Origin of the sequence: Clostridium sp. YIM B02500, from assembly GCF_022324665.1 — a bacterium.
In the GTDB taxonomy this organism is placed as follows: Bacteria; Bacillota; Clostridia; order Clostridiales; family Clostridiaceae; genus Clostridium; species Clostridium beijerinckii.
The window spans coordinates 24,068-38,561 of sequence record NZ_JAKGTE010000019.1; the positions used below are offsets into that span (position 1 = coordinate 24,068).

The following is a 14,494-nucleotide window of genomic DNA, read 5'->3' on the forward strand; positions in this document are numbered from 1 at the left end:
GGATGATTAACATTAATTTTTATTATTTTTAGATAACTTCTTTTTATATAGTTATAAAAAATTTGCAAAGATATTAAAAAAATAGTTATAATTTAAAAGAAAATGTTTACAATAATAACGCATAAGATTATAATAAGTAATAGAGTGTTTAAAAGTTTAAATTATTAAATATTAATCTAACTTTTAATATAACCTCTAATACTCATTAATCTCTTTACATATAATTGGACTCCACTTTGGAGTTCTTTTATTATGTTCAAGAAATATTAAGTACATAGGAGAAGAATTATGAGAATAAGGTTTGGCTATGTAGCAATTTCAATGAGGTTGGGTAAAAAGATTTCTAGTTCAAGCACAGTTACATTTACAAATTATAATAAAATTATTTCTGAAAAGAACAAATTAGATAAACTAAAGAGCATAACACTATCTAACTTAAATGATCTAGAGAAAATACTTAATTATAATGTGGAGAATCAAATACACTTTTATAGAATAACATCTGCTTTAATTCCTTTAGTTACTCATCCTGATGTTGGTTATTGGGGACATAGAGAGATTTTTAAAAAGGATTTTGAATTTGTTGGAAGAATAATTAGGCAAAATAATATGAGAGTGGATACACATCCAGATCAGTTTAATGTTTTAAATAGTGCAAGTAATGAGATCGTTAAAAATTCTATCAGCAATTTAATGCGTCAAGTAGAATGGTTTGAGGATCTTGGGTATTTACATGGAAAAATGGTTTTGCATGTTGGAGGAGCAACTGGTGGAAAAGAGTCGGGAATAAGCAGATTCATTGATAACTTTTCTCTAATTCCAGAAGAAATAGGATCTAAATTAATTCTTGAAAATGATGATAAAATATATACGGCAAAGGAAGTTTTAGATATATGCAGGACTTTAAATCTTCCAATGGTGTTAGATGTTCACCATCACAATTGCAATAATAATGGTGAAAATATAGAGGACTTACTTGAGGAGATTTTTAATACATGGGATAATGAATTTTTCCCACCTAAAATACATTTTTCAACGCCTAAAGACCACGATAAAGATAGAAAACATGCTGATTATATAAATGCAGAGGATCTTATTGAATTCTTAGAAAAAGCCAAGGTTCTAGATAGGGATCTTGATATAATGCTAGAATGCAAGCAGAAAGATGAGGCACTGTATAAATTAGTAAAAGATATAAAAGTCATAAGACCACAGTATAAATGGATCGATAACAGCACTTTTGAATTATAAAATAGTTTTAGCAACTACCTAGAAAATTTAATATTTTAGGTAGTTATTTTTATGAATATATATTTGAATTTAGCATCATTGATAATATTCTGATATAATAGATATATATGTTTTGGGAGGTAAATAATAATCTGAGAAGGAGGAAAGTATTGAATTGTGCTGCTTTATAACATAATATTAACAAAAATTATTCCAATGGGATTCATATGAAGAAAGAAGGGATTTATTGATGAGAAACGTTATTAGAAATCTATTACTTGGATTAATAATAATATCAGCAATAATAGGACAACCTGTTTTTGCAGCAGATAATGATTTAAACTCATATGTATATAACCATTTAGAAAATTGGGACACAGAGTTTCAAATTGATTATTATAAATCTGATGTATTAGAAGTGGTACAAAATATTGCAAAAGATGATGATTACTTAATGAGATCACTAGAGAAAATGGTCTATGAAAGAGTTGGAGATAAAGCAACATTAAAGGTTACTTATAGAACAACTAAAGATCAAGAGTTATATATTAATCAAGAGCTAACTAAAATAGTTAATTCTATAACTACCAATGGAATGAGCGATTTTGATAAGGTCAAGGCAATAAATGAATATTTAATAAATAGATTTGAATATGATGATAGTCTTGTATCTAATAATGCCTATTCTGCATTGACAACTGGAAAAACTACATGTCAAGGTTATGCCATGACTGCTTATAAAATGCTTAAATTAGCAGGTGTAGAGAATAAAATTATTATTGGAAATTTAGATGGCGTTCCTCATGGATGGAACTTAGTTAAATTAAATAATAAGTGGTACCATTTAGATGTCACAAATAATGATGCATTAGGAAATAATAAATATTTTCTAAGACAAGATAAGGTTCTAAAAAATGATGGATTTACATGGAAAGAAAGTGATTATCCAGAATGCTCTGAGGATTATAATTATGAGAATAATAAGGCAAGCAGTTATGCTGGATTATTATCTGAGCTTAAGTCAAATAAAGATGGTAAGTGGAATTTAGTTAATTCTGCGTGGTGTTTTATGGAAAACACAGGACGTTATGCAACTGGATGGAATATAATAGATAATAATTGGTATTACTTAGGCAATGATGGCATAATGAAAACAGGATGGATATACTCTAATGGAAAATGGTATTATTGTTATCCTGGAAGCGGGGCTATGGCTCTTAATTCCGTTATTGATGGAAAATATAGAGTTGATTCAAATGGAGCATGGATATCATAGCTGTAGCAATTAAACAATAAAGTTTATATTGACAAAAGCTTAAGTTTTTTGTACAATTTAAACAATTTAATATATCGCATAATAAGGAAAGTAATTTATTATATTTCTTTATTCTAGATTTTCAATAAAAGCAATGAAAAGAATAAGTAGAAATTAGTGATGCCATACAGAAAGTTACCGGTTGATGAGAGGTGCATGGAAGCTGGTTTTGAATACATCTTAGAGCTTCAAGCTGAAAAAAATTTCTTTTGAGTAGGTGATGACGGAACCCTGCACCCGTTATAGTGCTAAAGTATAACCAAAATTTTGGCGTACTTGAAGAGGTTAATCGTGTGAGCGATTAATGAATTAAGGTGGTAACACGGGAGTTATACTCTTGTCCTTTATATTTTAAAGGACAAGAGTTTTTTTATTGCACATATTGAATCTTGTAACGCTTACTTATATTAAAAATAAGAAATATTTAGGAGTTAAGAAGATGAAAAAGAATGCTGAAGAACAAATTAAAATTATAAGGAAAGGAGCTGCAGACATAATTAGCATTGGTGATTTGGAGAAAAAAATTATTAAATCGGCAAAAGAAGATAAACCTTTAATAATTAAGTTAGGGTTAGATCCAACTGCGCCAGACATCCATTTAGGTCATGCGGTTGTATTAAGAAAGATTAAGCAAATGCAAGATTTAGGGCATCGAGCAGTTATAATAATTGGGGATTTTACTGGTAAAATAGGAGATCCAACCGGAAAATCTAAAACTAGGAAGCCTCTGACCGAAGAAGAAGTAGTAGAAAATGCATTAACGTATCAAAAGCAAATTTTCAAAATTTTAGATAGAGATAAAACAGAAATTAAATTTAATAGTGAATGGTTATCTAAACTGTCATTTGAAGAAGTTTTAAAACTGGCTGCGACTACAACAGTTGCAAGAATGCTGGAAAGAGAAGATTTTAAAAAGAGATATAATTCTAATACTCCTATTGGAATTCATGAATTTTTTTATCCTCTAATGCAAGGTTATGATTCTATCGCATTAAAGGCGGATATAGAATTAGGAGGAACTGATCAGACATTTAATATTCTTATGGGGAGAACATTACAAAAAAATGCTGGAATGGAGCAACAAACAGCAATATTTATGCCTATATTAGAAGGACTGGATGGAAAGGAAAAAATGAGTAAGAGTTTAGGAAATTATATAGGAATACAAGAATCAGCAGAAATAATGTTTAAGAAAGTAATGGAAATTCCTGATGATTTAATTATAAAATATTACGAACTTGCTACCGATGAGCATCCAGATAAAATTAGAGGAATTAAAGAAGAGTTGGATAATGGCAAAAATCCAAGAGATGTCAAATTTGAGCTTGCAAAAATTATAACAAGATTATATCACACAGAAGAAGAAAGTAAATTCGCACTTGAATATTTTGAAAATGTATTTAAAAATAAAAATATACCTGATGAGGTGCCTGAAATAAATATATCTTCTGAATGTAGCTTGTTAGAAGATGTTGGAAAAGTTCTTGTTAAAAGTAACTTAATAAAATCCTATAATGAATTTAAAAGGATTTTAAGTCAAGGTGGAGTATATGTAAATATGCAAAAAGTATCTGATTTTAACAATATAACAATTAAAAATGGAGATATAATAAAGTTAGGCAAGAAGAAGTTTGTTAAAATAGTAAAGTAGCTAAAAGTGTATTAAAAGAATTAAATGAAAGAATATATACTATATTAAAAGAGGCACTCAATTGAACTGCCTCTTTTAATAAATTAATTCATAAAGAATTATGACTGCTTTTGCTTTTCTATGTAATTTTCGTACCAATTATTAAATAGAACTTTACATGAAGCAGCAACTGGCACAGCAAGGAGCATTCCTAATAACCCGCATACATTGCCACCAATTAGTATAGCCATCATTGTAAATACCGCATGTAAACCTACACTATTTCCAACAATTTTAGGGGCTAGAAGATTATTATCAATTTGTTGTACAACTAGCATAGCAACTATGGCGTAAACTATTCTTATAGGTGTACCACTTAAAAGTCCCATAATAGCAGCAAGAATAGTGCCAATAATTGGGCCTACATATGGAATCATATTGCTTATTCCTGCAATTATACCAATTACAAAAGCGTAGTCTATTCCAACAATTGAAAGTGCTATCGCTGATAAAACTCCAACGAAAAAAGCTTCTAGCAATTGACCGCGCAGGTACTTAGCAAAGACTTCATGAACAACTCTAAAAACGTAAATAATTTTACTGCCTAAAATACTTTTACCAAATACTAAATAATAAAGCTTATTCCATAGTCCTATAAAATATTCAGAATCCTTTAGAAGATATATACTGATTACAAGTGCAATAAAAAATGTTGCAACACCACTTCCAATTGACATTATATATGAGGTCATATTACCTAAGTTGCTTTCAACATATCTTTGTAAATATATAATTCCGCTAATAATATAAGGTTTTATATTATCTATAAAAGAATTATCCAGCCTATCTAAAGTCCCTTTTATGGATTCAGTTGAAAAGGAATTACTCTTTAAGTATAGGGAAATGTGTTGAGTCATATTTATAATAGTAGTATTATTTGATATCTGACCGCCTATCATAAAATAGATTCCTAAGATTAAGCCTGAAAATATACCAATAATTAAGACATATGTAATCATAATTGCTATAATTCTTCGAGTAGATGCCTTCTCTAATTTATATAGTTTGTTCTGCTTTAGAAAAGTTTCAATGCTTCTAGTTATAGGATATAAAAGATATGCTATTATGATACCGAAAATCAGCGGCTTAATTAAATTAGTTAAATATCCTAGAAAGTCAAATGCAGATCTAAATAATAATCCCATATTTAAAATAATTAAAAATGCTATATATAGTATAACTGCTGTAATAACTATATATATGGAATACTTGAATAATTTTTTATCAAATTCAATTTTCATATAACGGTACTATCTCCTTATTTTATTTTAACTTAATTTACTATTATATGAATTATATCATATTTTAAAGCAAATATATCATATAAATATTTAAGTAAAACCTATAATGGGATAATAGATAACTTTTTGTTAAAACATTTCTTAAAGCTTTCATCCATTTCTACAGGTAAACTATCTTGCATGTATTTAACACTACTCTTTGGAAGTGTTAACTTAAAAGTATCTTTCTGGTTTATAATTGTGACTTCGGATAAACTATTATAAAAATACTTATCAATTTTATGAGCAAGACATAATATTATTGAAATTTTTTTGCATATTAGAATCTCCTCTTTTCTAAGGATGTTTTTATATTCATCTGATAATTTGTAATCAAATTTACCGCTTAGTGCTATGGCGTAACCAAGCATTAATATTTGTTTATGTGTAAGTCCTGAAATTAAGGAGTTAATTATGATATATAAGCTGTGTTTATAAGCATGTTTTATGGAAATACTTATCCCTAAATCATGCAATTTAGCTGCTGCACCAAGAAGTTTATATTCTAATTCTAAAAATTCATAATTTGGTTTTTCAAGGTATTTAAAAAATACAAGAGATAGATCACGTATTTTTTCAGCATGTGAAATATTTAAGTCATTATTTGTTAAAATATTGTTCAATGAGTAATCTAAAATATCAAGATTATCAAGATCTTTATTCAAGAGTTTTTCGTATAAAACACCTTCACGGATTCCATATTGACTAATTCTAAAAGCAGGACAATTGCAATAGCTCATAAGCATTACAAGTGCCGAGAAAGGTGCAGTAAATATGTCAGATCTTTCTCTAGGTAATCCCTTTAATTTTGCCTTTTGGTTCGTATTAAGATTGAGAACATATTCATGAATTATTTTAATTTCATCAAAAAGCATAGTATAATTATGGAGCAGATCAAGTGGATATTTAATAAATTTCTTATGAATTTTACCAATCGAACGAGCTGTTCCGCCAATTCCTATTAAAGGCAAATTTTTAGCAAGTTTTAGCCAAGGCAACTTATCAAATTCATTAAATATAAATTTCTTAAATGCTGAAATAGTATTTTTATCTGCGGGCACATCAAAAGGAAATAGCTTAGTTAGTGGTATGGATCCGAGGGGCAAACTTACTCCATTAAGTATTTTTTTATCTTTCATTAAAGTGATTTCCATGCTTGAACCGCCAATATCAATAAGTAAAGCATCCTTTATATCCATGGTAGCTTTGATTGTTATATATCCATAAGCTGATTCTTCAATTCCACTAAGAACTCTAATATCTAAGTTAGTCTTATCTTTAACCAAAGATAAAATATAATCTCTATTTTTTGCACGTCTGATTGCCTCAGTAGCAACTACAATTATTTCGACTACATCATTTTTCTCGCATAAAATCTTGAAGAATTCTAAAGTAATTAACAACTTACCTATTCCTTCATTTGATAAATTGTCATTTTCATCAATAAACTGACCAAGTCTTGTCATTCTTTTTTCTTCATCAATTATTTTAAATGAATTATTCTCATATATTTCATATACTAGAACCCTCATTGAATTGGAACCTATATCAATAACTGCGATATTTTTCATTGTTCACTCCTCCTCTATATAAAAATATGATAAAAAGTTAACTTGTATATAATAACATTTTAACTTAAAGTTAACAAAAATATTAGATTATATTAGTATACATTTAAATATATTACATTATTCAATGTGTATTTAAAATACTATATTTACAAATAATTAAATTAAGTTGAAAATGATTAGCTTATAGGATGAGGAGAATAATTATGGATGAAAATTATACATATGATAATTACGAAAATTTTTTTAATCGTGAACTTAGTTGGTTGGAATTTAATCAACGAGTTTTAGATGAAGCTAAGGATAATACGAACCCCTTATTGGAACGATTAAAATTTTTATCCATATCAAGTTCCAATCTCGATGAATTTTTTATGGTGAGAATTGGATCATTATACAGTCAAATTCAAGCAGGATTTGATGAAAGAGAAGTTTCTGGATTAACACCAAGTGAACAGATTAGTAAAATACTTTATAGAGTTAGGGAGATGGTTAAGGACCAATATCATACATATGAGCATTTATATGACCACTTAGGTTCCAGAAATATAAGAATTTTCACGTATGATATGTTAAATGAAGAACAATTAGAATTTATAAATGACTATTATAAAAATATATTATATCCAGTTTTAACACCTATGGTAATTGATTCAGGTAGACCATTTCCTTTGTTGTTGAATAAAACATTAAATATAGGGGTTATATTAAAAGAAAGTAAGAGTGAACAAGAATTGTTTGCTACAATTCAAGTACCATCAGTTTTAGGGAGATTAGTTCCTATACCAGGGGGGATAGGTGAAAACTTTGTATTATTGGAAGATGTCATAAAAAACCACCTAAAGGAATTGTTTGGATTTAAAGTATTAACAACAGCGTGCTATAGAATAACTAAAAATGCAGATTTAAGTTTAAATGAAGAAGGCGCAGAAGATTTGCTTGAAACAATAGAAGAATCTCTTAAGCAGAGAAGGTGGGGGCTTGCCGTAAGATTAGAAATTGAAGAAACAAATGATACCAGGATTATAAATAAATTAGAACAAGAATTTGAAATTTCGGAGGATCAAATATTTTGTATAAAAGGGCCAATTGATTTAACATTTATAAATAAATTATATAGTATTAAGGGATATAGTGAACTTAAGTTTGAGCAAATAAAGAGTCTGCAAGTTAAGGAATTACAAGAAGAGGATATATTTCAAGAAATAAGCAAGAAGGATATTTTTCTACACCACCCATATGAAAGTTTTTCATTAGTAGTAAAATTAGTAGAAACTGCTGCTCAGGACGAAAAAGTACTAGCTATAAAGCAAACCCTATACAGAGTAAGTGGGAATTCACCTATAATAGCTGCGCTTTCAAAAGCAGCAGAAAACGGAAAGCAGGTAACAGTATTAGTTGAACTTAAAGCTAGGTTTGACGAAGAAAATAACATTCATTGGGCAAGGCAGCTTGAAAAAGCGGGATGTCATGTTATATATGGTGTGATTGGATTAAAAACTCATAGTAAAATATTATTGATTGTTAGAAAAGAAAAAAAAGGTATTAAAAGATATGTTCATTTAGGAACTGGAAATTATAATGATGTAACAGCTAAATTCTATACAGATATTGGGATAATAACATCAAAGCCTGAATATGGAGAAGATGCATCAGTTATATTTAATATGCTTTCAGGATATTTTAAACCTGAAAATATGAGTAAAATAACTATTGCACCGTACGGATTACGAAAAAAGTTGGAGCATCTAGTTGAAAGAGAAACTGAGCATGCTAAAAATGGAAAGAAAGCAAAAATAATTGCAAAAATGAATTCGTTAGTTGATAGAAAACTTATGATAGCCTTATATAAGGCATCACAAGCTGGAGTTAAAGTAGAACTTATAGTTAGAGGAATTTGCTCATTAAGACCTGGAGTTAAAGGCTTAAGTGATAATATAACAGTGAGAAGCATTGTAGGAAGATATTTGGAACACAGCAGAATATATTATTTTTATAATAATGGAAAAGAAGACACATATATATCAAGTGCTGATTGGATGTATAGGAATTTAGACAAAAGAGTTGAAACTATGACAGTAATAGAAGATAATCTTATAAAAAAGGAACTTAAAGAAATGCTTGAATTATATATAAAAGATAATGTTAAAAGTAGGATATTACTAGAAGATGGTTCTTATACAAAAATTAAAAGTGAAGGTAAAATTGTTAATGCACAGAAGGATATGATAGAGATTTGTAAAAAGTTTAATCAGAAAAGTTAGATAAATATATGATTTAAATAAATATGTTATATGTTGAGCAGAAGTGATATAAGCAAATAAAATTCGATAGAATTTAATAATTAGGATTCTTGAAAATGGAAATTAGCTTAAGTAGTGTTAAATAGAGATAAAAAAGGCTAAAGTGTTAATAGTCATAATCGATAATTAATTATAAGAATATAATTGAGACATAAATATTAAATTACATTAAATATTCTAGGAGATGAGCAAAATGAAGAATAACAAATTAAGAATTTTATCTTTAGCCTTATTAGCATTCCTAGCTCAAGGATCTTGTACTTATGCAGCAAGTTCGGATAAGAGCGATTATACTAAAGATGAATTAAACAATTTAACTCCAGGATGGGATGCAAAAGACATAGACAAAAGTAACTATAAAGTTGATTCCTATAAAAACTCATTTTCAAGTACGCAGACCCCAGATGCAAAGGATAAGGATACTAGTGATACAACAAGTAAAGATAATACTTCAAGCACAACAACTGCCGTAGACACAAGTGTAGGAAATGCTATCGTAAGCAGTTCACCGAGCACAGGAAACAGAGGAGATTTTTGGGGAAAGACTTCAGATGGAAAATGGATATTGATTGAACAAGGTGTTCCCGTAAGTGGTTGGAAAATGGTAAGAGGACAATGGTATTACATGGATTCTAATGGAGTAATGCAGACTGGATGGATAAACGATGGAAACAACTGGTATTATTTAAATTCAGATGGATCTATGGCATATAATACGTATGTAGGCGGTTATTATCTTGATTGGAACGGTGTTATGCAATAGTCTATTAAAAAATAAATTGTTATAAGTAATTTCTAGGCAAAACTTATGTTTGGTTTAATCAATCAAGCTGTGAGTTTTGTCTTTTTTATTTTGAATAGAAAAGAGTTGAATCTTAATATTTAACAAGTAGGGTATAATAATTTATCTTAAATGGAAAAATGAAAGATGATAAAATTATTATTTATAAAATGATAAAAGATAATGACATTTAAAATTTTAAACATAATAAATATAGTTAAGTGCAAGAGTAAAGTCGTTAATAACGAATTTACTCTTGCAATCAAGAAGTTAGTTTTTCATTTTACCAAAATAATAAATATATATACTTGACATAAAGTTAACTCTAAGGTGTAAAATTTATAGGAAAGGTTCATATTCATGGATTTATTACCTGATATTCTTATATTATGATATGAAAAAATAATATAGATTGAGGTATGAGAAACAAAATTCATGGATTATTATTTTTAATAATTATAACTTAAATTATATATTATAAGGAGAGAGCGTTTATGGAAAATTTTAATTATTCAATACCTACTAAAGTTTATTTTGGAAAAGGGCAAATCAAAAATCTTGCTGCCATAATTAAAGAATATGGTAATAAAATACTTATAGCATATGGCGGAGGAAGTATTAAGAAAATTGGGTTATACGATGAAATGATTAAAATATTAAATGATAATTCAATATCATATGTTGAATTGTCAGGAATAGAGCCAAATCCAAGAATTGAAACAGTAAGAAAAGGAATTAAAATTTGTAAGGAAAATAATGTTGAAGTAGTTCTTGCTGTAGGAGGCGGAAGTACAATAGATTGTGCGAAAGTTATTGCGGCAGGAGTAAAATACGAAGGAGATCCATGGGATTTAGTAACTAGTCCACAAAAAATTAATGAAGTATTGCCTATAGTAACAATATTAACACTATCAGCGACTGGTTCTGAGATGGATCCACATGCTGTGATTTCTGATATGACAACTAATCAAAAATTGGGTACAGGTCATGAAAATATGAAACCAAAAGCTTCAATTTTAGATCCTGAGTATACTTATTCAGTTCCTAAAAATCAAACTGCAGCTGGAACTGCTGATATTATGAGTCATATATTTGAAACTTATTTTAATCATACAAAGGGTGTGGATATCCAAGATAGTACAGCCGAAGGATTACTTAGAGCTTGCATAAAATATGGTAAGATTGCAATAGAGAATCCAAAGGATTACGATGCAAGAGCAAATTTAATGTGGGCTTCAAGCTGGGCTATTAATGGCTTGATTTCATATGGAACAAATTCACCTTGGGTGGTACATCCAATGGAGCATGAATTGAGTGCTTTTTATGATATAACACATGGGGTTGGATTGGCTATATTAACACCTCATTGGATGAAATATTCTTTAGACGATACTACTGTTTTTAAGTTTGCTCAATATGGAATAAATGTTTGGGGAATAGATAAAAACTTAGATAAGTTTGAAATAGCAAATAAAGCAATAGAAAAGACATCTGAATTCTTTAAGGAATTGGGTATACCAAGTACTTTAAGGGAAGTTGGCATTGAAGAAGATAAGTTAGAATTAATGGCAAAAAAGGCTATGAATCCATATTTTAAGTATGCTTTTAAGCCATTAGATGAAAATGATATATTAAAGATTTTTAAAGCAGCACTTTAGCAAATACCACAGTGTACGCTTGTGTAAGAAAAGTCTAAATATATTAGATTAATAGCGTACAAATTTTATGAAAATTATATACTAAAATATTAACGGCAGTATACTTACTGCCGTTAATACTATATAAATTTAGAGGGAGATAATGTTTATGAAATTATTTAGTAAAGGTGATAAAGTAGGAATTGTTGCTTGTTCAAATGGCTTAGATAAAAGTAATATATTAAAGATGAACGAGCTAGGAGAAGCATTGAAAGAATTAGGACTTATACCTGTATTTAGTGATAATTTATATAAAAATTATTCTGTATTTAATGGGAGTAATAAAGAAAAAGCTGAAATATTAATGAATTTTTTTATAGATAATGATATTAAGGGGATTTTTGATGTATCCGGTGGAGACTTAGCTAATGGCATATTGGATCATTTGAATTTTGAAACGATAAGAAATAATATGAAACCATTTTTGGGGTATAGTGATTTGTCTGTAGTTATTAATGCTATATATTCTCAAACAAATATGAAGACTTATTTATATCAAATAAGGAATTTAATTGGTGATAGAAGAGAAGTTCAAGTGGAAGAATTTAAAAATACATTTATGGATAATGGAAGTAAACTTTTAACATTTAATTATGAATGGGTGCAAGGATGTGCTATGGAAGGAATTGTGGTAGGAGGAAATCTTCGATGTTTATTAAAACTGGCAGGTACAAAATATATGCCGGATTTTAAAGATAAAATTATTTTCTTAGAAAGTTTAGGTGGTGACGTTCCAAAGATGTTCACGTATTTGACACAATATAAACAACTGGGAGTATTTGAACAAGTTAAAGGAATAATTCTTGGTGAATTCAGTGAAATGGAAAGAGAAAAACACGTTCCAAACATTTCGGAAATTACTAAAGAGATAGTAGAAAATTCTAATATTCCAATTATAAAAACTAGTGAAATTGGTCATAGCAAAAGTTCAAAATGCATAATAATTGGAGGGAAAATAAAACTATAGTTTATATGAAAAACCATGTGCGAGTAGAAGTGATTCTTTTATATACATGGTTTTTACATTATTTTATGGAATTTATATGAATTTTAACCTATAATTATATAGTACATAATGAAAATATTATAATGGGAGGGGAAAATGTTAAAAAACTTTAGGACATTATCTATAACAATAGTTATGTTATTAATAAATTCTATTGCTTTTACAGGATGTAAAATTGATACAAGAGATAATTATGGTCTGGATAAGGACAATCCTGTTGCAGTGGAAGTATGGCATTATTATAATGGAATACAAAAAATACAGTTTGATAAAATGGTAGAGGAATTTAATAAAAGCGTAGGTAAAGACAAAGGAATAATTGTTGAGGCATTTAATCAAGGAAGCGTAAGTGAAATTACGGATAAGGTTATTGATATCACAAAGAAAAAAGTTGGAGCAGAAAAAATGCCAGATGCTTTTATGGCATATCCAGATACAGCTTATGAGATAGAGAAGTTAGGACTTTTATCAGACTTTGGCAAATATATGTCAGAGAATGAAATAAATAAATATATAGACAGTTACATAAATGAAGGAAAATTGGATACTGAAGATAAGCTAACTATATTTCCATTAGCTAAATCTACAGAAATTTTAATAGTAAACAAAACAGATTGGGAAACGTTTTCCAAAGAAACAAATGCAGATATAAGTGAGTTTAATACTTGGGAAGGGATCGCAAATTTAGCTAAAAAATACTATGATTGGACTGATAGAAAAACAGAAGCTAAAGATGACGGGAAAACTTTTTTCGGAAGAGATGCTATGGCAAATTACATGATAATTGGAAGTCAAGAATTGGGTGAGGAGATATTCAAGGTTACTAATGGCAAGCTAGAGGTTAATATTAATGAAAAGGTTATGAGGAAGCTATGGGATAATTTTTATGTGCCATATATAAATGAATATTACGGAGCATATGGCAGATTTCGTTCTGATGATGCAAAGGTAGGAAATATAATCGCATTAGTAGGATCTACGTCTGGAGCAGGGTATTTTCCAGATTCAGTTATAACAAATGATGATCAAAACTATAAAATTGAATCGATGATTTTACCGCTTCCTAAGTTTAAAGATTCAAAAGTTGCGTATATGCCACAGCAAGGTGCAGGTATGGTCATGATTAAATCTGACTCTAGACATGAATATGCAGTTACAGAATTTTTGAAGTGGTTTACAGATTCTGATAGAAATGCTAAGTTTTCAATAGCAGCTGGATATTTACCTGTTAAGAAAGAAGCAAATCATAGTGAATTTATTGAGGGGAAAATTAATAATAACGATGTTTTGGATGTCCCCAAAAAGTCACAAGAAGCTGTTTTAGAAGCTATAGATCAGGAAAGAACATACAAGTTTTATGCAAGTAAAGCTTTTAATGGCGCAGATGAAGCAAGAGATATTTTAGAAAAATCTATGCTGGAAAAAGCAAAAATAGATAGAGAAAAAGTTAAATCTTTGTTGAAAAAAGGAATTTCTAGAGAAGAAGCTATAAAGAGTTTTAACACAGATGATAATTTTAATAATTGGCTTGAAGATTTAAGAAAAAGCATTAATGCAGTTACTTAATTTGATTTGTAATTCATAAAATTACAAAGGTTCAAAGTCACTGCGAGCGGGGTGAAAT

The 14,494-nt window shown here is 28.8% G+C and carries 10 protein-coding genes and 1 other annotated feature; of the genes, 8 read left to right on the forward strand and 2 right to left on the reverse strand.

Annotated features, from left to right (window positions below; all coding sequences use genetic code 11):
* The first annotated feature begins 288 nt into the window (after window positions 1-288).
* The 3 genes from uvsE (at window position 289) to tyrS (ending at window position 4,196) form a co-directional block, all read left to right on the forward strand.
* Entirely contained in the window at window positions 289-1,251 is a 963-nt protein-coding gene (gene uvsE / locus L1S46_RS15885) for a UV DNA damage repair endonuclease UvsE (protein ID WP_238861452.1), read from the forward strand.
* Between the two features lie 229 nt (window positions 1,252-1,480).
* Window positions 1,481-2,506, forward strand: coding sequence for a transglutaminase-like domain-containing protein (locus L1S46_RS15890; protein ID WP_238861454.1), 1,026 nt, complete (start codon window positions 1,481-1,483; stop codon window positions 2,504-2,506).
* A gap of 124 nt (window positions 2,507-2,630) precedes the next feature.
* Window positions 2,631-2,893: a binding site (T-box leader), on the forward strand.
* Window positions 2,894-2,984: 91 nt separating this feature from the next.
* Entirely contained in the window at window positions 2,985-4,196 is a 1,212-nt protein-coding gene (gene tyrS / locus L1S46_RS15895) for a tyrosine--tRNA ligase (RefSeq protein WP_238861456.1), read from the forward strand.
* Between the two features lie 98 nt (window positions 4,197-4,294).
* Here tyrS and L1S46_RS15900 read toward each other — a convergent pair whose 3' ends face one another.
* Together L1S46_RS15900 and ppx are read right to left on the reverse strand one after the other, a co-directional pair.
* Window positions 4,295-5,476: an AI-2E family transporter gene (locus tag L1S46_RS15900; protein ID WP_238900411.1), complete on the reverse strand. Its 1,182-nt coding sequence runs from the start codon at window positions 5,474-5,476 to the stop codon at window positions 4,295-4,297.
* A gap of 101 nt (window positions 5,477-5,577) precedes the next feature.
* Window positions 5,578-7,086: an exopolyphosphatase gene (gene ppx / locus L1S46_RS15905; protein WP_238900412.1), complete on the reverse strand. Its 1,509-nt coding sequence runs from the start codon at window positions 7,084-7,086 to the stop codon at window positions 5,578-5,580.
* A 203-nt stretch (window positions 7,087-7,289) separates the two neighbouring features.
* On the opposite strand from ppx, the gene L1S46_RS15910 reads away from it, so the two are divergent.
* From L1S46_RS15910 to L1S46_RS15930, 5 genes are all read left to right on the forward strand, one after another.
* Entirely contained in the window at window positions 7,290-9,347 is a 2,058-nt protein-coding gene (locus L1S46_RS15910) for an RNA degradosome polyphosphate kinase (protein ID WP_039769754.1), read from the forward strand.
* Between the two features lie 232 nt (window positions 9,348-9,579).
* A complete protein-coding gene (locus tag L1S46_RS26360; RefSeq protein ID WP_077306720.1) occupies window positions 9,580-10,149 on the forward strand; it encodes a cell wall-binding protein in 570 nt (189 codons plus the stop codon).
* A 512-nt stretch (window positions 10,150-10,661) separates the two neighbouring features.
* Window positions 10,662-11,825: an iron-containing alcohol dehydrogenase gene (locus L1S46_RS15920; RefSeq protein WP_017213095.1), complete on the forward strand. Its 1,164-nt coding sequence runs from the start codon at window positions 10,662-10,664 to the stop codon at window positions 11,823-11,825.
* 148 nt (window positions 11,826-11,973) lie between these two features.
* Window positions 11,974-12,831, forward strand: a complete 858-nt coding sequence (locus tag L1S46_RS15925) for a S66 peptidase family protein (protein WP_238861457.1) — start codon at window positions 11,974-11,976, stop codon at window positions 12,829-12,831.
* Between the two features lie 135 nt (window positions 12,832-12,966).
* Entirely contained in the window at window positions 12,967-14,436 is a 1,470-nt protein-coding gene (locus L1S46_RS15930; RefSeq protein ID WP_238900413.1) for an extracellular solute-binding protein, read from the forward strand.
* Window positions 14,437-14,494 lie beyond the last annotated feature (58 nt).

Excerpts from the sequence above, each read along its gene's own strand:
- tyrS (WP_238861456.1), top strand. The coding sequence starts at position 2,985 with ATGAAAAAGAATGCTGAAGAACAAATTAAAATTATAAGGAAAGGAGCT.
- L1S46_RS15900 (WP_238900411.1), bottom strand. The coding sequence starts at position 5,476 with ATGAAAATTGAATTTGATAAAAAATTATTCAAGTATTCCATATATATA.
- L1S46_RS15910 (WP_039769754.1), top strand. The coding sequence starts at position 7,290 with ATGGATGAAAATTATACATATGATAATTACGAAAATTTTTTTAATCGT.
- L1S46_RS15930 (WP_238900413.1), top strand. The coding sequence starts at position 12,967 with ATGTTAAAAAACTTTAGGACATTATCTATAACAATAGTTATGTTATTA.
- L1S46_RS15890 (WP_238861454.1), top strand. The coding sequence starts at position 1,481 with ATGAGAAACGTTATTAGAAATCTATTACTTGGATTAATAATAATATCA.
- L1S46_RS15920 (WP_017213095.1), top strand. The coding sequence starts at position 10,662 with ATGGAAAATTTTAATTATTCAATACCTACTAAAGTTTATTTTGGAAAA.
- L1S46_RS26360 (WP_077306720.1), top strand. The coding sequence starts at position 9,580 with ATGAAGAATAACAAATTAAGAATTTTATCTTTAGCCTTATTAGCATTC.
- ppx (WP_238900412.1), bottom strand. The coding sequence starts at position 7,086 with ATGAAAAATATCGCAGTTATTGATATAGGTTCCAATTCAATGAGGGTT.
- uvsE (WP_238861452.1), top strand. The coding sequence starts at position 289 with ATGAGAATAAGGTTTGGCTATGTAGCAATTTCAATGAGGTTGGGTAAA.
- L1S46_RS15925 (WP_238861457.1), top strand. The coding sequence starts at position 11,974 with ATGAAATTATTTAGTAAAGGTGATAAAGTAGGAATTGTTGCTTGTTCA.